13 protein-coding genes are annotated in these 18,390 nt (G+C 61.7%); 5 read left to right on the top strand and 8 right to left on the bottom strand.

Annotated elements, in window-relative coordinates; translation table 11 throughout:
- Positions 1-652 precede the first annotated feature (652 nt).
- The 3 genes from LMG28727_RS06695 (at position 653) to LMG28727_RS06685 (ending at position 5,816) form a co-directional block, all read left to right on the top strand.
- A complete protein-coding gene (locus LMG28727_RS06695; protein ID WP_201641532.1) occupies positions 653-2,638 on the top strand; it encodes a DNA topoisomerase IV subunit B in 1,986 nt (661 codons plus the stop codon).
- 87 nt (positions 2,639-2,725) lie between these two features.
- Positions 2,726-5,050 carry a DNA topoisomerase IV subunit A gene (gene parC / locus LMG28727_RS06690; protein ID WP_201641531.1) on the top strand — a complete coding sequence of 775 codons (2,325 nt, stop codon included), beginning with the start codon at positions 2,726-2,728 and terminating at the stop codon, positions 5,048-5,050.
- A 307-nt stretch (positions 5,051-5,357) separates the two neighbouring features.
- Complete coding sequence (locus LMG28727_RS06685) at positions 5,358-5,816, top strand: CopD family protein (RefSeq protein ID WP_201641530.1); 459 nt, start codon at positions 5,358-5,360, stop codon at positions 5,814-5,816.
- 29 nt (positions 5,817-5,845) lie between these two features.
- Here the strand turns inward: LMG28727_RS06685 and LMG28727_RS06680 are convergent, their stop codons facing one another.
- The 7 genes from LMG28727_RS06680 to LMG28727_RS06650 form a co-directional block, all read right to left on the bottom strand.
- Positions 5,846-7,054, bottom strand: coding sequence for a chromate transporter (locus LMG28727_RS06680; RefSeq protein ID WP_201641891.1), 1,209 nt, complete (start codon positions 7,052-7,054; stop codon positions 5,846-5,848).
- A gap of 196 nt (positions 7,055-7,250) precedes the next feature.
- Complete coding sequence (locus tag LMG28727_RS06675; protein ID WP_201641529.1) at positions 7,251-9,605, bottom strand: bifunctional diguanylate cyclase/phosphodiesterase; 2,355 nt, start codon at positions 9,603-9,605, stop codon at positions 7,251-7,253.
- On the bottom strand, positions 9,602-9,802 hold the full coding sequence (locus LMG28727_RS06670; protein WP_201641528.1) for a hypothetical protein: 201 nt from the start codon (positions 9,800-9,802) through the stop codon (positions 9,602-9,604). Before LMG28727_RS06670 ends, LMG28727_RS06675 begins: the two co-directional genes overlap by 4 nt.
- Positions 9,803-10,050: 248 nt before the next feature.
- Positions 10,051-10,965: a PhzF family phenazine biosynthesis protein gene (locus tag LMG28727_RS06665; protein ID WP_201641527.1), complete on the bottom strand. Its 915-nt coding sequence runs from the start codon at positions 10,963-10,965 to the stop codon at positions 10,051-10,053.
- A 238-nt stretch (positions 10,966-11,203) separates the two neighbouring features.
- A complete protein-coding gene (locus LMG28727_RS06660; RefSeq protein WP_201641526.1) occupies positions 11,204-11,668 on the bottom strand; it encodes a RidA family protein in 465 nt (154 codons plus the stop codon).
- Between the two features lie 58 nt (positions 11,669-11,726).
- On the bottom strand, positions 11,727-12,923 hold the full coding sequence (locus tag LMG28727_RS06655) for an aminotransferase-like domain-containing protein (protein ID WP_201641525.1): 1,197 nt from the start codon (positions 12,921-12,923) through the stop codon (positions 11,727-11,729).
- 75 nt (positions 12,924-12,998) lie between these two features.
- Positions 12,999-13,721: a VOC family protein gene (locus LMG28727_RS06650; RefSeq protein ID WP_201641524.1), complete on the bottom strand. Its 723-nt coding sequence runs from the start codon at positions 13,719-13,721 to the stop codon at positions 12,999-13,001.
- 275 nt (positions 13,722-13,996) lie between these two features.
- Between LMG28727_RS06650 and LMG28727_RS06645 the strand changes: the two genes are divergently transcribed.
- Positions 13,997-15,451 carry an aminotransferase-like domain-containing protein gene (locus tag LMG28727_RS06645; protein WP_201641523.1) on the top strand — a complete coding sequence of 485 codons (1,455 nt, stop codon included), beginning with the start codon at positions 13,997-13,999 and terminating at the stop codon, positions 15,449-15,451.
- 218 nt (positions 15,452-15,669) lie between these two features.
- Positions 15,670-17,568 carry a molecular chaperone HtpG gene (gene htpG, locus LMG28727_RS06640; RefSeq protein ID WP_201641522.1) on the top strand — a complete coding sequence of 633 codons (1,899 nt, stop codon included), beginning with the start codon at positions 15,670-15,672 and terminating at the stop codon, positions 17,566-17,568.
- A 148-nt stretch (positions 17,569-17,716) separates the two neighbouring features.
- Here the strand turns inward: htpG and LMG28727_RS06635 are convergent, their stop codons facing one another.
- Complete coding sequence (locus LMG28727_RS06635) at positions 17,717-17,989, bottom strand: hypothetical protein (RefSeq protein ID WP_236591639.1); 273 nt, start codon at positions 17,987-17,989, stop codon at positions 17,717-17,719.
- Between the last annotated feature and the right edge of the window lie 401 nt (positions 17,990-18,390).

Raw genomic sequence — 18,390 nt, 5'->3', positions numbered from 1 at the left:
GATGAGCGATGAGCGGTGGGCGGCGTGGCGTGCGAACGCAGCCGCGTGGAGGACAGTGAAGCAACGCTTGAAAAGCCACAGCAAAATACACGGCGTAAAGCAGCGTTGCAAAAAGCCGTCGCAGAACGTGGTGATCGGCAGCAACGCTGCCTGTGAGGCGCGTTTGAGGTTGCCATTGTCATACGCCGCAAAACAGCGCAACGCGCGCCGCACGAGAGCGCCTGACAGGCCCCGCCAGATTTGCCGTCGGCACGCTTTGGGACCACAATTCAAGCCGCCCAGTGGCACATTTCCCCCATCATTCCTTATCCAGACGGCCAATTCCGCTCATCGTCAATTGCCGCCTGGTTTGAAATCAGTAAAATACCCCGCGAACAGGCTTTCCCTGCGATCGCACCGGTGCCGGTGCTGGACGGCTGCCGTATCGGTCCGAGTTGGCACGTATCAGGCATGTGCTGTGGCGCGTACCGGTCCCGCTTCGCCGTCGGGCGCGCCAACGGGAAGCCGCGCGACAAAAACAGCTTGCCCGCACTGCGGGCACCCCACCTAACCCCGTTGTTTCGTTTCGCTTTTTTTGAAAACTCAACGCATTGTCCACGGACTGATGAACAGGACCTGTGGACAACGATGAACCGACGCACCCGAGTCAACCATGTCTACGAAAAAGCCAAACGCCGCGTATAGCGAAGCGTCGATCAAGGTGTTGAAGGGCCTCGAGCCGGTCAAGCAACGGCCCGGGATGTACACCCGCACCGAGAATCCGCTGCACATCATTCAGGAAGTTATCGACAACGCGTCGGACGAGGCCCTTGGCGGCCACGGCCGGCAAATCACGGTCACGCTGCACGCGGACCATTCGGTCTCGGTCGAAGACGACGGCCGTGGTATCCCGTTCGGTCTGCATCCCGAAGAGGGCGTGCCGGTCGTCGAAATCGTTTTCACGCGCCTGCATGCAGGCGGCAAATTCGATAAAGCCGCCGGCGGCGCTTACACGTTCTCAGGCGGCCTGCACGGCGTCGGCGTGTCGGTCACCAACGCGCTGTCTACCCGCCTCGACGTGACCGTCTGGCGCGACGGCAAAGTGGCCGCCCTGAGTTTTGCGAATGGCGATGTTGCCAAAGAACTCGAAGTCCGGGCCGCCACGAAGGGCGACAAGAAGTCCGGCACGCGCGTCACTGCGTGGGCCAATCCGAAATATTTCGACTCGCCGAATCTGCCGCTCGGCGAACTGCAACGACTGCTGCGTTCGAAAGCGGTGCTGTTGCCGGGCGTCGAAGTCACGCTGATCAACGAGAAAACCGGCGAGCAGCAAAGCTGGAAGTATGAAGACGGTCTGCGTGGCTATCTGCTCGAAGGGATGAACGGCAGCGACCTGCTGATCCCGCTGTTCGAAGGCGAGCGTTACGCGGAAAGCTCGCGTTCGAGCGAAGAAACGTTTGCCGAAGGCGAGGGCGCGGCGTGGGTCGTCGCGTGGAGCGAGGAAGGCACGTTGATGCGCGAGTCGTACGTCAACCTGATTCCGACTCCCGCGGGCGGCACGCACGAATCCGGTTTGCGCGACGGTCTGTACCAGGCGGTCAAGAGTTTCGTCGAGCTGCACAACCTGCAGCCGAAGGGCGTGAAGCTTCTTGCTGAAGACGTGTTCGCGCGCGTGTCGTTCGTGCTGTCGGCGAAGGTGCTCGATCCGCAGTTCCAAGGGCAGATCAAGGAGCGCCTGAATAGCCGCGACGCGGTCAAGCTGGTGTCGTCGTTTGCACGGCCGGCGCTGGAGTTGTGGCTCAACCAGCATGTCGAGCACGGCAAGAAACTCGCGGACCTCGTCATCAAGCAGGCGCAGGCACGCACCCGCGCCGGGCAGAAAGTCGAGAAACGCAAGAGTTCGGGCGTGGCCGTGTTGCCGGGCAAGCTGACCGATTGCGAATCGACGGAAATTGGCCGTAACGAACTGTTCCTCGTCGAGGGTGACTCGGCGGGCGGTTCGGCGAAGATGGGCCGCGACAAGGAATATCAGGCGATCCTGCCGTTGCGCGGCAAGGTGCTGAACACGTGGGAAACCGAACGCGACCGGCTGTTTGCGAACAACGAAGTGCACGATATTTCGGTGGCGATCGGCGTCGATCCGCATAGCCCCGACGACAAGGTCGATCTGTCCAATCTGCGTTACGGCAAGATCTGCATTCTGTCGGACGCCGACGTCGACGGCTCGCACATTCAGGTGCTGCTGCTCACGCTGTTCTTCAAGCATTTCCCGCAACTGATCGAGCGCGGGCATGTGTGCGTCGCGCGTCCGCCGCTGTTCCGCGTCGATGCGCCCGCGCGTGGCAAGAAGCCCGCGCAGAAACTGTATGCGCTCGACGAAGGCGAACTCGAAGCGATCCTCGACAAGCTGCGCAAAGACGGCGTGCGTGACACGCAATGGTCGATCAGCCGCTTCAAGGGCCTCGGCGAAATGAGCGCCGAGCAACTGTGGGACACCACGATGAACCCGGACACGCGCCGTCTGCAGCCGGTCGCGCTGGGCGATCTCGACTACGACGCAACGGTCGCGCGTATGACGATGCTGATGGGCAAGGGCGAAGCGGCGTCGCGGCGTAGCTGGCTCGAAGAGAAGGGCAACGAAGTGGAAGCGGATATCTGAGCGCGGGTTTTTTAGCAGGCCTCGGCGCCGGCAATAACGCTCTACATTCGAACCAGACTTCAAGCCAAACACAGATACGGAATCTAGATGGACGACGATAACTCTCTCGACCTTTTCACCGAGCCGCCGCCTCCGGAAGGCGACTTCCTGACGCTCGGCAACTACGCGGAACGCGCGTACCTCGAATACGCGGTCAGCGTGGTCAAGGGCCGCGCGCTGCCGGACGTGTGCGACGGCCAGAAGCCGGTGCAGCGCCGCATCCTGTTCGCGATGAACGAGATGGGCCTCAGCGACAACGCGAAGCCGGTCAAATCGGCGCGCGTGGTCGGCGACGTGCTCGGTAAATATCACCCGCACGGCGACCAGTCGGCGTACGACGCGCTCGTGCGTCTCGCGCAAGATTTTTCGATGCGCTATCCGCTGATCGACGGTCAGGGCAATTTCGGCTCGCGCGACGGCGACGGCGCAGCGGCAATGCGGTACACGGAAGCGCGTCTCACGCCGATCGCGAAACTGTTGCTCGATGAAATCAACCAGGGCACGGTCGATTTCATGCCGAACTACGACGGCTCGTTCGAAGAGCCGAAGACGCTGCCCGCACGCCTGCCGTTCGTGTTGCTGAACGGCGCATCGGGTATCGCGGTGGGTCTGGCGACGGAAATTCCGTCGCACAATCTGCGCGAAGTCGCAGGCGCAGCGGTTGCGTTGATCCGCAATCCGAAGTTGTCGCACGCTGAATTGATGCAACACGTGCCGGGTCCGGACTTTCCAGGTGGCGGCCAGATCATTTCGAGCGAAGCGGAAATTTCCGCCGCGTACGAAGCAGGCCGTGGCAGCCTGAAAGTGCGCGCGCGCTGGAAGATCGAAGAGATGGCGCGCGGCCAGTGGCAACTGGTGATCACGGAACTGCCGCCGAACACGGCCGCGCAGAAGGTGCTCGAAGAAATCGAAGAGCAGACCAATCCGAAGATCAAGCTTGGCAAGAAGACGCTCACGCCCGAACAGTTGCAGACCAAGCAGACCATGCTCGGGCTGCTTGACGCCGTGCGCGACGAGTCCGGCAAGGATGCGCCGGTGCGTCTCGTGTTTGAGCCGAAGTCGAGCCGCATCGACCAGACTGAGTTCGTCAACTCGCTGCTTGCGCATACGAGCCTGGAGTCGAACGCGTCGCTGAACATGGTGATGGTCGGTGGCGATGGCCGGCCGCGTCAGAAGGGTTTGAGCGAAATCCTGCACGAGTGGATTGCGTTCCGCTTCGCTACGGTCACGCGTCGGACGCGTCATCGTTTGTCGAAGGTAGACGACCGGATTCATATTCTCGAAGGCCGGATGATCGTCTTTTTGAATATCGACGAAGTCATCCGCATCATTCGCGAATCCGACGAACCGAAGGTCGCGCTGATGGCCGCGTTCGGTTTGTCCGACCGTCAGGCCGAGGACATTCTTGAAATCCGGCTGCGTCAGTTGGCGCGGCTCGAAAAGATCAAGATCGAGAAGGAACTGTCCGAACTGCGCGACGAAAAGGCCAAGCTCGAAGAACTGCTCGGCAGCGAGCCGGCGATGAAGCGCCTGCTCATCAAGGAAATCGAGGGTGACGCGAAGCAATACGGCGATGAGCGTCGCACGCTGATCCAGCAGGAAAAGCGCGCGACGTTCGAAGCGCGTGTGGTCGATGAACCGGTGACGCTGGTAGTGTCGCAGAAGGGCTGGGTCCGCGCGTTGAAGGGCCACGGGCTCGATCCGGCGGCTTTCACGTTCAAGGCCGGCGACGGTCTGTACGCGGCGTTCCAGTGCCGCACGCCAGACACGCTGATCGCGTGGGGCAGTAACGGGCGCGTCTATTCGGTCGCGGTGAACCTGCTGCCGGGCGGTCGCGGTGACGGTGTACCGGTCACGTCGCTGATCGAACTGGAGTCGGGCAGCCATTTGATGCATTACTACGCGGCATCGGCCGATCAGGCGTTGTTGCTCGCATCGAGCAACGGTTTCGGCTTTATCGCGAAGGTCGGCGATATGGTCAGCCGCGTGAAGGCGGGCAAGTCGTTCATGACGATCGACGCGGGTGCCGCGCCGCTCGCGCCGATGCCGATGCTGCCGGATGCGACCCAAATTGCGTGTCTGTCATCGGGCGGGCGCCTGCTGGTGTTTGGTCTCGATGAAATGAAGACGCTATCGGGCGGCGGACGCGGCGTCACGCTGATGGCGCTCGACGATAAAGAAACGCTCACGCAGGCACTCGCTATTAACCAGGCGGGCGTCGTGCTGATCGGTACTCGCCGGGGTGGCCGTGTGGACGAGGAGAAGCTCACCAGTGCCGCCCTTGCTCCGCATGTTGGCAAGCGTGCTCGCAAGGGTCGTACGCCCGAGAGCAAGATGAAGCTCGACGGCATGCGCCCGGTGATGGCGAATTAACAAAGCTTGACGTTGAAACACGGCGCGCGTCTGCTAGCATGCGGGGCGCTTGCCGTGCTGATTGTTTTCGGGCAACGCGAATGCGATGACAATTGCCGCGCATCAATACGTAGTAGAAAGCGCGAACAAAAAACGGGGTGCAGCGTCGCTGTAATAACGGGCGCGCTGCAATAACAATCAAAGAATCCACGGGAAAGCCTCAGGCGCCCGGAACTGCAAGCACCTCGCGCGGTCGAATGCGCTCAATAGCCGCTGTTAATATCAATCGTCTCAAGCGGTTGTGGTGTCGTCGGGAGAGGAAAACAACATGAATAAAGCTATCGAACTCGCGCTCTTTCTACATCTGCTCGCGGTTGCCGTGTGGGTAGGTGGGATGATCTTCGCGCATTTCTGTCTGCGTCCGGCCATTGCCGATCTCTCGCCGCAATTACGCCTGCCATTGTGGGAATCGGTGTTTGGACGCTTCTTCAATTGGGTCGCCGCTGCCGTGCTGGTGATTCTCTTCAGCGGCGGGTTTCTGCTCATGCAATTCGGCGGCGGTCACGCCACCTGGCCTTTGCATGCGATGGCTGGCCTCGGCATTGTCATGATGCTGATTTTCGGGCACATCCGTTTCGCTGTTTTCCCGCGTATTCGCCGTGCCGTGCAGGCGGAAAAGTGGCCGGATGGCGCGCAGGCGGTCGGCACGATCCGGCGTCTGGTGCTGATCAATATCGTGCTCGGCGTGGTGACGATCGGCGTTGCGGTTCTGTCGCGCGGGTTCTGAGATTCAATGTTGGCGGCGGCGCGCCGTGCTTAAGCCGGTGCGCCGAACGTAAGCCACAAACCGCACACCGTCGCCACCGTTGCGTACACCGCGTACACGGGCACCTTCAGCTTCGCGAAGCACAGGCCGGAGAACAACGCGGTCATTAGATAAACCGGTTTGAAGGGCACATGGCCGGCAATCCGCAGCACGGCCACCGCGAGAAACGCGGTCGTGGCCGCGCGCAGAATCCGCATGCCGTGTTCGAAGCGCGGGTTCGTCTTCAACTGATGCAAATGCCGTTGTGCCAGCACGACGAGGCAGCCCGACGGCACGAACAACGCGAGCGTCGCGATCAGCGCGCCCACCCAGCCGCCCACCAGATAGCCGAAAAACGGCACCACATTCAATAGCGGTCCCGGCGATAACGGCGACAGCGAAAATGCCAGCGTGAAGTCGTTATCCGATATACCGATTGCCGGTGTGACGAACAGCGTCTTGAGCACGGGCAACGCCGAAAATCCACCGCCGAATAACGTCATGCCGGCACCTGCGAGGCGCGGCCACAGCAACGCCAGATCATAGCGATGCGGCAGCGGCAGCGCGAATACCATCAGCAGCAAGCACAATGCAACGAGCATCTGCCAGTCGCTGCGTTCGAGTGAGACGACAACGCGTGCATGGCGAATCGGGCTGACCAGCCATCCGGCGCCGAAAGCAGCGCCGAGCATCACGACATACACCGCGGGACTGCGCGCATAAAAAAGCGCCACGCAACCGAGCACCGCCGCGATCCACGCGAGCGTGCCGCGTACCAGCGTGCGTGTCTGCTTATACCAGGTCACGGTAATCAGCGTGGCCAGCACGACACTGAAGTGATTGAGCAAGGTCTGCGACGCGGCGGCGCGCACGAGCGGCGTGCGGTAGAAGATCGCGAACAGCGTCATCAGCGTGAAGAAGGGCAGCACGCTGGCCATGCCCGCGACCCACGCGCCAGCGCGCCCACGCAACGCGTGCCCGAGTTGCACGGCGACGTTGCATCCCACTGGGCCAGGCACCAACCAGGCAAGCGCGATCAGATCGGAGAACTCGACGCGCGCGAGCCGCCCTTCGCGTTCGACATAGTGGTGCTCGAGCTGTGCCATTAGCGCGAGGCCACCCCAGGACAACGCCGACAACCCGAGTACGACGCGAAATAGCGTCCAGAGCGGTTCCCGTTCACCTCGACGTGCAGCATCCTGGCTCGTGATCATCTGCATGGCGTCACGGAGTCCGGCACGCGGAACCCCGCCTTTGTAGATCATCGTGGTGTGACGCGGCGAAGTCGCATAACATGCGGCCGGCGTCACGCTGTCAACCTTACCGCGCGAATGTAGCCGGTTTTATGACGCAGCGATACAGAGCGAAAAAGAACGAAAAGGCGCGGGTAGAGCGTGAGACGACGCGTGAGCGGCCTCAGGTATTGGTGCTGGACACGCTGCTGGTATTGTCGGTTTCCTGTGCCGCCGCACGGCCAGTCATCCCACACACGCCGAAGCGTTCGAGCAGCGCCGGAATCGCTTCGACTGGCACCGGACGCGAGAACAGGAAACCCTGCGCTTCGATATGACCAAGCGCGGCGAGCCATGCAATCTGCTCTTCGGTTTCGGTCCCCTCGACCACCACTGTGAGCCCGAGCGAGCGCGCCAGATTGACGATGGCCGTCACCATCACGCAGACACTGCGGTCGCCGGGAATGGCCTGGATGAACGAGCGATCCACCTTCAGCGTGTCGACCGAGAAGCGGTTCAGATAGGACAGCGACGAATAGCCGGTGCCGAAATCGTCGAGCGCGATCCGCACGCCGAGACGCTTGAGTGCGAATATTTTCTCGGAGACGAGTTCGGGATATTCCATCATCGCCGTCTCGGTAATTTCGAGTTCGAGGCGGCGCGCGGAAATGCCGGTTTCTTCGATTGCGCGCGACACGGTGGAGTACAGATCGCCGCGCCAGAACTGCACCGCTGAAATATTCACCGCCAGCGACAGCGTGTCATAACCTTGCTGCTGCCACTGCGCGAGTTGCAGGCACGCGGTCTCGATCACGAAGTCGCCGATCGGCACAATCAGGCCGGTCGACTCGGCAACCGGAATGAATTCGTTCGCCGGAATCAAACCATGCTGCGGATGATTCCACCTGACCAGCGCCTCGAAACCGGTAATGCAGCGGCGCGTCAGATCGATCTTCGGTTGATACGCGAGAAACAGTTGCCCTTCATTGAGCGCGACGCGCAACTGCTGTTCCCAGCGCATCAGATGATCTGCGCGATGCGACAGTTGCGGCGAGTAGAACTGGTAGCAGTTCTTGCCCGCGTCTTTCGCGCTGTACATCGCGAGGTCGGCTTTTTTCAGCAGATCGATTTCGTTTTCGTTGGCGACCGAGTAGAGCGCAATGCCGATGCTCGCATGCAGCACGAATGAACTGCCGCGTACTTCGAACGGCGTGGAAAAGGCTTCCGCCGCGGCTTCGGCCAGCGCGACCGCGCGCTTCTCGACGTCGTCGCCTTTTATCACGACGACAAACTCGTCGCCGCCGATGCGGCTCAACGCGCCGTTATCGCCGACTGCGGTGGCGAGTCGCGACGCGGTCATTTGCAGCACGATGTCGCCGGCGTTGTGGCCAAGCGTGTCGTTGACGGTCTTGAAGTTATCGAGGTCGATAAAGAGAATCGCGAGGCGGCCGAGATTGGACGGTTGCGCCACGTCGTGCCGCAGCGTCTGCAAAGTGGCATAACGATTGCGCAAGCCCGTGAGCAGGTCGTATTCGACCAGATGGGTCATCTCGCGCTCGCGGCCAAGCAGTTTGCCGATCAGGCCCGTCGCGACCGCGAAGAAGCTCAGCATGGCGAGCGAGATGAAACCCGCCATTAGCAGATAGACGTCGCGTGTGTGGTTGTAGTCGGCGAATTCTTCGGCTTGCGAAAGACCCACCAGCACGCCGAGCGGATAACCGTCGATATGCCGGTATGACACGATGCGCGTGACCTTGTCGATGGAGTCGACATAGGTGCCCGACACGTGTTCCGAGGTCGGATACGAGCCGCTCGCGGTGAACACGCTGTTCTCCTTTTCGCCGCCGCCGGTGCGCCGCGCGAGCACCGTGCCGTTGTCCGAGATCACCGCGATCACACCGTCGTGGCCAATCGCGGCGTTGTTATAGAAGTCGCTGGTGAAATAGCTGGGATCTTCGGAGACCACCACGACGCCGGCAAACGAGCCGTCCGGATGATTCAGACGGCGCGTCATCTGCAAGGTCCAGTGGCCGGAAATTCGGCCGAGCACGGGCTTGCTGATATACAACTGGTCGTCGTTCTCGTGCTCGTGAACCTTGAAGTGCTCGCGGTCGGACAGGTCGATATGTTTCGGGTTGAGGTCGGTCGTGTTGGAAATCAGGGTGCCGTGCTCGTCGATCAGCGACACCTGCACCAGCGTTTCGCTCTGCACGACGCCTTTTTCGACCGTGCTGGCGAGATCGAAATGATTCGGCGATTTCTCGAACTCGTATTTAACGAAGCGGGTGATCTGGTCGACCTGGTGAATCGCCTTGATGGTGTGCTGTTCGAGCGCCGCAGAAAGGATCGCAGCGGAGGCCATCGCCTCGCGATTAGTCGCCTCTTTCTCGACCGACAGACGCGCGAAGATCACCGTCCAAAGCAGGATCAGGACCAGCACGCCAAGCGCAGGAATGACAAGCAAAGCCCGCCTGCGCGATACGGCTGGATCGCGGCGGGGTTTGGCTTCGCGCGGGTCGGAGAAGCGCGATTGGCTCATCGGGCGGCCTGTGCCAGGGTGCCGCCCGGTTGCATACGCGCGAGCATTGACTGCGCTATTTTCATGGATGGCTGCATGGTGACCGGGGTGCCGGAACTGCTGCGCAGGAAGAGTGGCACCGTGCCTGACCGTCCATAGGTCATCGGGTACGTTTCGATATTACGCAATGCCACTGGATTAAGGAAGCGTTCGGGCATCGGGTATACGCGGGCGCAGCAAACCACGCTGTTTAGCTGGATTCGCGACGGCGTGACAGGCCTTGGGGCCGCAACCCGACGGTCGTTTCAAGTGTTTCATCGGTTCAGTGTTCAGGTGTGCCAGGTCTGCGCACGGCGTTCTAGGATGCATGCGGCATCGATCGTTAATTGAGTAAAACGCTGTGGTCCGCCGCGTTGAAGCCATGCGTGTGGTGCGGTTATGCGTGGCAGGTCGAGCACAGCGCCGTTCAAACCGTGGTTGATGGCAGCCGTATCGTTCCGTCCACGATCGTCACCGACGCGCCGCCAATCCACGTCTTACCGAGTGCATCGTCGTAGTGCACTGAAACCTGGCCCGCGCGGCCGAGCACGGTTCCCTGGCGCGCGGTGTAGTGGGTGCCGGGGCGTCGCTGCTGCGTGGTCAGCAGACCGGCGAGCGCCGCATTGGCGCTGCCGGTCACCGGGTCTTCACCGACACCGAAGCCGCCGCCCGCCATCAGGCAGCGCACCTCGAAGGTCGCGGGGCCGTCGGCGTCGTGCGGGCCGTAGACGGCGAGTCCGTGGGTATCGACTGAATGAACGAGGTCCGCGAGGGCCGCCGCGTCGGGTTCGAGTGCGAGACAGTCGCGCGCCGAATTGACACGCACGACGAGCCACGGCGCGCCGTTGTCGACCGCGCAGGGCGTTGCGCTGAAATCGATGGCGTCGCTACGCAAAGCCGCAGACAACGCCGCGTAACGGTCTTCGGCCAGAGGTGTCACCTGTGCGGGAGGCGCGGCGAATGCCCATGCGCCGGTCGCGACCCCGGTCGACTCTGTGAGTGCTTTCAGTTCGATGAGGCCCTTCGCGCATTGCTGCACTAACTTGCCGGCCTGCTTCGGCTGATAACCGCTTTCGAGCAATGCATGCGCAGTGCCGAGCGTCGGATGACCCGCGAACGGCAACTCGCCATGCGTCGTGAAAATACGCACGCGATAGTCGGCGGCGGGATCGGTGGGCTTTAACAGAAAGGTCGTCTCGGACAGATTGGTCCAATGCGCGATGGCTTGCATCTGCTTCGCATCGAGCCCATCGGCGTCGAACACGACGGCAAGCGGATTGCCTTTGAATGGCACCGACGTGAACACGTCGACCTGTTTGAAACGAACGATATGGTCGGGCATAGCGCGCAGTCCAGCGAATCAGACGATTGAATAGGTTCGCGGATTCTATCTGGAGAGTTCGCAACGAGCCACCTTCTCACCGATGCAAAACGCGCCGCGGGTGGTGGACACCGCGCGGCGCGTTCTGGCTGGATTGCCGGGCGAGCGGTCAGCTTATGCTGGCCGCATTGCCGTGATGGCTTGGTTCATGCAGGTTGCGTCATTTGCGCAACGTCGTCACGTCACTCCGTCGCGTTCGTTAAGCGACTTCCGCGATCATCTCGATCTCGACGCAAGCGCCGAGCGGAATCTGCGCGACGCCGAACGCCGAGCGCGCATGCTTGCCTTGCTCGCCGAACACGTCGGCGACCAGTTCGGACGCACCGTTGGTGACCAGATGCTGTTCGGTGAATTCCGGCGTCGAATTGACGAGGCTCATCAGCTTGACGATGCGGGTGACGCGGTTCAGATCGCCCACATGTGCGTGCAACGTGGCGAGCAGGTCGATGGCGATGGAGCGTGCCGCGGCCTTGCCTTCTTCGGTGGTCAGCGTCGCGCCGAGCTTGCCGACCCACACCTTGCCGTCTTTCTTCGCGATGTGACCCGACAGGTACACCGTATTGCCGCTTTGCGCGCTCATCACATACGCGGCTGCCGGTGCGCCCGCGACGGGCAGTTCGATGCCCAGTTCCTTGAGCTTGTCGTAAACGTTTGTGTTAGCCATGTTGCGTCCTTAATCGGTAAAGGGTTCGTTCGGGCGGAAGCTTGTGCCGCAAACGCGCTTAAACCTTCGCGCGGATCAGCGCAGCGAGTCGCGACACGCCTTCGTCGATCTTCGCCGGCGGCACCGTGACGAACGACAGACGCAGCGTGTTGCTTTGCGCGTGGTCCGCGAAGAACGGCGCGCCCGGCACGAACGCGACATTCTGCGCGACGGCCTCTTCGAGCAGCTTCATGCTGTCGATCTGCGCGGGCAGATTCACCCAGATGAACATGCCGCCTTCCGGACGATTCCAGCTCACGCCTTCGGGCATATAACGTTCGAGCGACGCCAGCATCGCAGCGCACTGATCGCGATAAAGCTCGCGGATGGTCGGCACGTGCGTGTCGAGGAAACCGTCCTTGATCACTTCGTGCACGATGCGTTGCGTGAAGCTCGGCGTGTGCAGATCGGTCGCCTGTTTTGCCTGCACGAGTTTGAAGATCAATTCTTCGGGGGCGATGATGAAGCCCACTCGCAGGCCCGGTGCCAGCACCTTCGAGAACGAACCGAGATAGACGATATGGTCCGGCGCCATCGACAGCATGGTGGGCAGCGGCTCGCCCGCGTAGTCGAGCGCACCGTACGGATCGTCTTCGATCACCGGGAACGGCGCGGTCTTCGCGAACTCGGCGAGTGCCATGCGGCGTTCGAGCGGCAGACGGCGGCCGGTGGGGTTCTGGAAGTTCGGCTGCGAGTACAGCAGGCGCGCACCGGCGGTCAGGTCCGGCGTCAGCGCCGCAGGGATCAGACCTTGTGCGTCGGTGGCCACCTGCACGTAATTCGGCTCGTACATCGAGAACGATTGCAACGCCCCGAGGTAGGTCGGCGTTTCGACCAGCACCGGGCTGTCCGGATTGACCAGCACCTTGCCGAGCAGGTCGAGCGCCTGTTGCGAGCCGGTAGTGATCAGCACCTGGGTCGGACGAATCTGCGCACCGTTGACCGAATAGCGTTGCGCGATCCATTCGCGCAGCGGCGCATAGCCTTCGGTTGCGCTGTATTGCAGCGCTGCGGCGGGTGTGTCGCGCAGAATGCGGTCGGCGGCTTCGCGCATGCGTTCAGCGGGGAAGGTGGCCGGCGAGGGCAGGCCGCCCGCGAACGAAATGACTTCGGGCCGTTCCGTGACCTTCAGAATCTCGCGAATCGCGGAGCTGGTGAGTTTGCGTGCGCGTTCGGAAAATTGCCACGTGGGGGCTTTCAAGTCGCTTTGGTCCATGCTCTCCTCTGCTGGTATCTCTGGAACCGGTCAAAACTTCGATTATCGCGCGAGTTGACGCCCCGCGCGCGCTGGTTATTTGAGGGTCCGTAGACCTTCGGGTGTTTCGAATTCGGCGACGAGCGCCGGAGCGCCGTCGGTGGGCTGCAAATCCAGCAGATGGTCGGCGCCCAGCCACTCGAGTTGCATCCGGATCAGGTCGGCTTGCGGGTGCGAGCCTTTCAATGCTTTCAGTGCAATGCCCGTGTCGGGCAACGCGGTGGACGGATGAAGCGTCGAGTCCCACTGGATCAGCGAGGGCGCGACGCCGTCGCCAGCACCTTGCCATGCAGGAAAAGCGCCGTCGTCCGGGACCGACAGGCCCCAGGTGAAATCGCCGCGCGACATCGGCACGATCGGTGCGAGGCGCTGCGGATACTGCGTTTGCCACGTCGTGAGCTGCTTTGGCCGGTCCACGCGGGCCACCCAGTGCGACAGGTACGGCCCTTGTTCCAGCCGCGCGCGGGTTGCCGGGTCGTCGAGTGCGAACAGACGGGGGCGCGGAGCATTGCTCTGTGCGCTCCCTGCCGGGACATTCGCGTCGGCGCCGTGTGACGACAGGGCGTTCGGATCGGCCGCGATCACTTCCAGGTAGACGCCGCCCCACAGATTCAGCAGGCGGTTATGGGTGCGCATCAGCGGATGCGCGCCGCCGCCCGCCGGTGCGACGCCGAGCGTGTCGGCGACGTACTGCGTGCCCTCGTCGAGGGTACGGGCGGAAACCACAAGATGATCGAGACGAAGCCGATGAGCGGTCATGACGGAACAGGAAAACAGTTTTCTGCGGTAAACCGGTGCGCGCCAGGTGTGACGGCAGCGCTGCCGGGGCCGTAAGCATAACCGTTTGCCGGATCGGCGGGCCATGCCGATGGCATCGACCCGGGTTTGCCAGGTCTCGCGCGAACGCCGGGATGAGTGCCCGGGCGGTCTTTGCGCTGCGTTGCCATCGTTTGTTATCTCGAATGTAGCGGCGCCGACCTGCACAGTAACGGTACAATCGATTCGATACTATTCGGTACAGTTGGAGCCACGTCATGTCCGTCCCGCTTGCCCAGATCCCGGTCCCGCACGACACCACGTCGATGACGCTGGTCGAGCAACTCGTCCAGTGGGCACGCCGCCGTATCGAGGAACGCGTGTTCCGCCCCGGCATGCGCATGCCGTCGATCCGCCAGCTCGCGCTCGACAAACACGTGTCGCGTTTCACGGTGGTCGAGGCGTACGAGCGGCTGGTCGCGCAAGGTTATCTGGAGTCGCGACGCGGTTCAGGGTTTTACGTGCGCGAGCGGCTGGGCGGGGCAACGGTGACGGAAATCCCTCGCGCGCCCGAGGCGGCGCCCGCGCCGCCCACCATCGACGTGGTCTGGCTGCTGCGCAACATGCTGTACACCGGCGCGCGGCCTGAACGCAGTCCTGGGCTCGGTTATCTGCCGCCGCGCTGGCTCGACGGCGATCTGATCACCAACGCGCTGCGCACGCTCGGCCGGCAAAGCGGCGCGCAGATGCTCGGCATCGGTACGCCGCAGGGTTTTCTGCCGCTGCGCCAGCAATTGCAGACGCGGCTCGAAGAACTGGAGATCGGCGCGTCGCCCGATCAGATCGTGATGGTGTCCGGCATCACGCAGGCGATCGACCTGATCTCGCGCATTTACGTGAAATCGGGCGATGCGGTGATCGTCGGCGATCCGGCGTGGTTCCAGATGTTCGGCCGCTTCGCGTCGCAAGGCGCGCGGCTGGTCGGCATGCCCTATACGCCCGACGGCCCCGATCTCGACGCGCTCGAAACGCTGGTGCAGACGTGGCGGCCCAAAATGCTGGTGATCAATTCGGTGTTGCAGAACCCGACCGGCACGTCGCTGACAGCCGCCCAGGCATTCCGCATTCTGCAACTCGCCGAAGCGTACGACTTCATCGTCGTCGAAGACGATATATACGGCGATCTGTGTCCGCCCAGTTCTCCCGGCACGCGCCTCGCGAGCCTCGACCAGCTCAAACGCGTGATCTACCTCGGCAGCTTTTCGAAGACGCTCGCGCCGAATCTGCGAGTCGGGTTCATCGCGGCCGCGCCGGAAGTGGCCACGGAGGTCGGCAATCAGAAGATGCTGGTCGGCATGACCAGCCCGGAACTCAACGAGCGCGTGCTGTACAAGATTCTGACCGAAGGGCACTACCGGCGGCATGTCGAACGGGTGCGGGCCCGGCTCGACACCGTACGCGAAAAATCCATCCGGATGCTGGAAAAGACCGGCATGAAACTCTTCATGACGCCGACTGCCGGCATGTTCCTGTGGGCCGACACTGGCGTCGATGCCAGCTCGCTCGCTGCGGCCGGTCACGAAGCGGGCTTTCTGCTCACCCCCGGCAGCCTGTTTTCGCCCCAGCAATCGCCGACTACGTGGATGCGCTTCAATATCGCCAACTGCGGCGATCCCGAACTGGCGGCGTTCCTGAGCCGCTATATCGACAACGTGATACGCCGCGCCTCTTGAAAACGCGCCGGATTGTCCCCAGTTAGGCGGACAATCCGGCGCTTCGGCGCGTCCGGCAGCCGGCCACGTAGCCCGCCACCGGGCATCGCTTAAGATGCCGGGCACGAGGCCTCGTGGCCCCGGCTGGGTAGTCTGCCCGGCAGGCCACACGGCCAGCGCTTGCGCCTGAGCAACACGCCTGACCTGAACCCCATTTGCAACAGAGAGGAAGTCCGACCATGGCACAAGAAACCATGAGCTTTCAGGCAGAAGTTAAACAACTTCTGCAACTGATGATCCATTCGCTGTACAGCAACAAGGAAATTTTCCTGCGTGAGCTGATTTCCAATGCATCCGACGCGGCCGACAAGCTGCGTTTCGAAGCGATCGAAAACAGCGCGCTGTACGAAAACGACCCGAATCTGCGGATTCGCGTGTCGTACGACAAGGCCGCACGCACCATTACGCTCGACGACAACGGCATCGGCATGAGCCGCGACGAAGCGATCGCGAACCTCGGCACGATCGCGCGCTCGGGCACCAAGGAATTCTTCGGCAAGCTGTCCGGCGACCAGCAGAAAGATGCCGCGCTGATCGGCCAGTTCGGCGTGGGTTTCTATTCGGGTTTTATCGTCGCCGACAAGATCACCGTCGAAACGCGCCGCGCCGGTTTGCCGGCGTCGGAAGGCGTGCGCTGGGAAAGCGCGGGTGAAGGCGACTTCGCTGTTGAACAGATCGAACGCGCCGCGCGCGGTACGACCATCACGCTGCATCTGCGTGCCGATGAGGATGATCTGCTGTCGTCGCATCGTCTGAAGTCGATCATTCAGAAGTACTCGGACCACGTCGCACTGCCGATCCTGATGCAAAAGGAAGAGTGGGATGCGGAAAAGAGCGAGATGGTCACGAAGGACGAAGACGAGAGCGTCAATCAGGCCAGCGCGCTGTGGACCCGTTCGAAGAACGACATCACTGAAGAACAGTACAAGCAGTTCTATCAGCACCTGTCGCACGACCACCAGGATCCGCTCACGTGGACGCATAACCGCGTCGAAGGCCGCAGCGAGTACACGCAATTGCTGTACGTGCCGGCTCACGCGCCGTTCGATCTGTGGAATCGCGATCATCGCGGCGGCCTGAAGCTGTACGTGAAGCGCGTGTTCATCATGGACGACGCCGAGCAATTGCTGCCTACGTACCTGCGTTTCGTGAAGGGCGTGGTCGATTCGAGCGATCTGCCGCTGAACGTGTCGCGTGAAATTCTGCAGGAAAGCCGCGATGTGCGGGCGATTCGCGATGGCGTGACCAAGCGTTCGCTGTCGATGCTGGAAGAACTGGCCAACTCGGATAACGACGCCGAGCGCGCAAAGTACGCCGGCTTCTGGACGGAATTCGGTCAGGTGCTAAAGGAAGGCATCGGTGAAGATCACGCCAACCGCGAGCGCATTGCAAAGCTCGTGCGCTTTGCGTCGACCCATACGGAAACGCCGGAGCAGACCGTGTCGCTGGCCGACTACGTCGCGCGGATGAAGCCCGAACAGACGAAGATTTACTACGTCACCGCCGACACCTGGCAAGCCGCGACCCACAGCCCGCACCTCGAAGTGTTCCGCAAGAAGGGCGTGGAAGTATTGCTGCTGACCGATCGCGTCGACGAGTGGATGCTGTCGTTCCTGAACGAATTCGACGGCAAGCCGTTGCAAAGCGTGGCGCGCGGCGACCTCGATCTCGGTGCGCTGAACGACGAGGAAAAGCAGGCGCAGGAGAAGGTCGGCGAAGAGTTCAAGCCGATGGTCGACAAGATGAAGGAAGCGCTCAAGGACAAGGCCAAGGACGTGCGTCTCACGTTCCGTCTGACCGATTCGCCGTCGTGCCTCGTGGCCGACGACAACGAAATGAGCGGCTATCTGCAACGCATGCTGAAGGCGGCGGGTCAGGAAGCGCCGTCGTTCCACCCGATTCTCGAAGTGAATCCGGAGCACGCGCTGGTGAAGGGCTTGCACACGGACAGCGCAAACTTCGACGACTGGTGCCATTTGCTGTTCGACCAGGCTTTGCTCGCCGAAGGTGGCGCGCTGGAAGACCCGGCGAGCTTCGTGAAGCGGACCAATGCTTTGTTGCTGGCGCGTGCGGGTTGAGTGAGCCGATCGCGTTGAGTTGACGCGCGGTGTTTGTGATTGGAAAAAGCGCTGCTTCGGCAGCGCTTTTTTTTGCCTGCCCTGATGTCTCGCGAGGTTGAGCCGATGGAGATTCAGACTCCCAGTTCGAAAGACGCCAGGCAGCCGCCTAGTTCGTGTTGGAAGTTTGCGCCTGAACATGACGCACTTGTGACAGTACGCAACCGGCCAGTTCTTTCGCCTCGTAGCAGGAGCTCTTGTCGCCAAGTATTTTCGCCGCGAGACTGCCGATCACCTTGCTGGTTTGCTTCGACGTGTGATGTTGCGCCAACGCCGAGCCCGCTAATTCCTTCTCTTCGTGCGAAACGTCTGTGCGCTGTAGAACAATAGCGGCGAGATGGGCGAGACGATCGGATGTTTCTGTCAGATTTTTTGTCGTCAAACTGAACTCCACGGTGGTTGTTGATGAGTTGACTGGTCATCAGGGCTGATCTTCAAGTGACTTGAAATTAAGTATGGTTAACTAATTAAAATCTATCAATAGCCTTATATCGAGATAGATTCATCAACTGTGAAAGTCTGGTTCGCTCTGATGCTGTCGCGTTCGGGTTCACGTTCACGTTCACGTTCGCGGAATGCGTGTCGATTGCAGAGGGACCGCCTGGCAAACTGGATTACGCACTGCGGTCGACGCAACTGCACGTTGGCCTGGTGTGATCAGGTAGTCCGCCACATTAGCGCGATGCGAAGCGCTCGATTTCGCTGGCTGCCCTGGTGCCGTTGAAAGCGTGCCGCGCGCTGCACGGCCGCCCGACACGCTTTCACTGAAACACCATGTCACGA

Origin of the sequence: Paraburkholderia metrosideri (assembly GCF_904848625.1) — a bacterium.
Classification (GTDB): Bacteria; Pseudomonadota; Gammaproteobacteria; order Burkholderiales; family Burkholderiaceae; genus Paraburkholderia; species Paraburkholderia metrosideri.
Note: the sequence above shows the minus strand (reverse complement) of the source record. Positions and strands in the feature narration are given on the sequence as shown.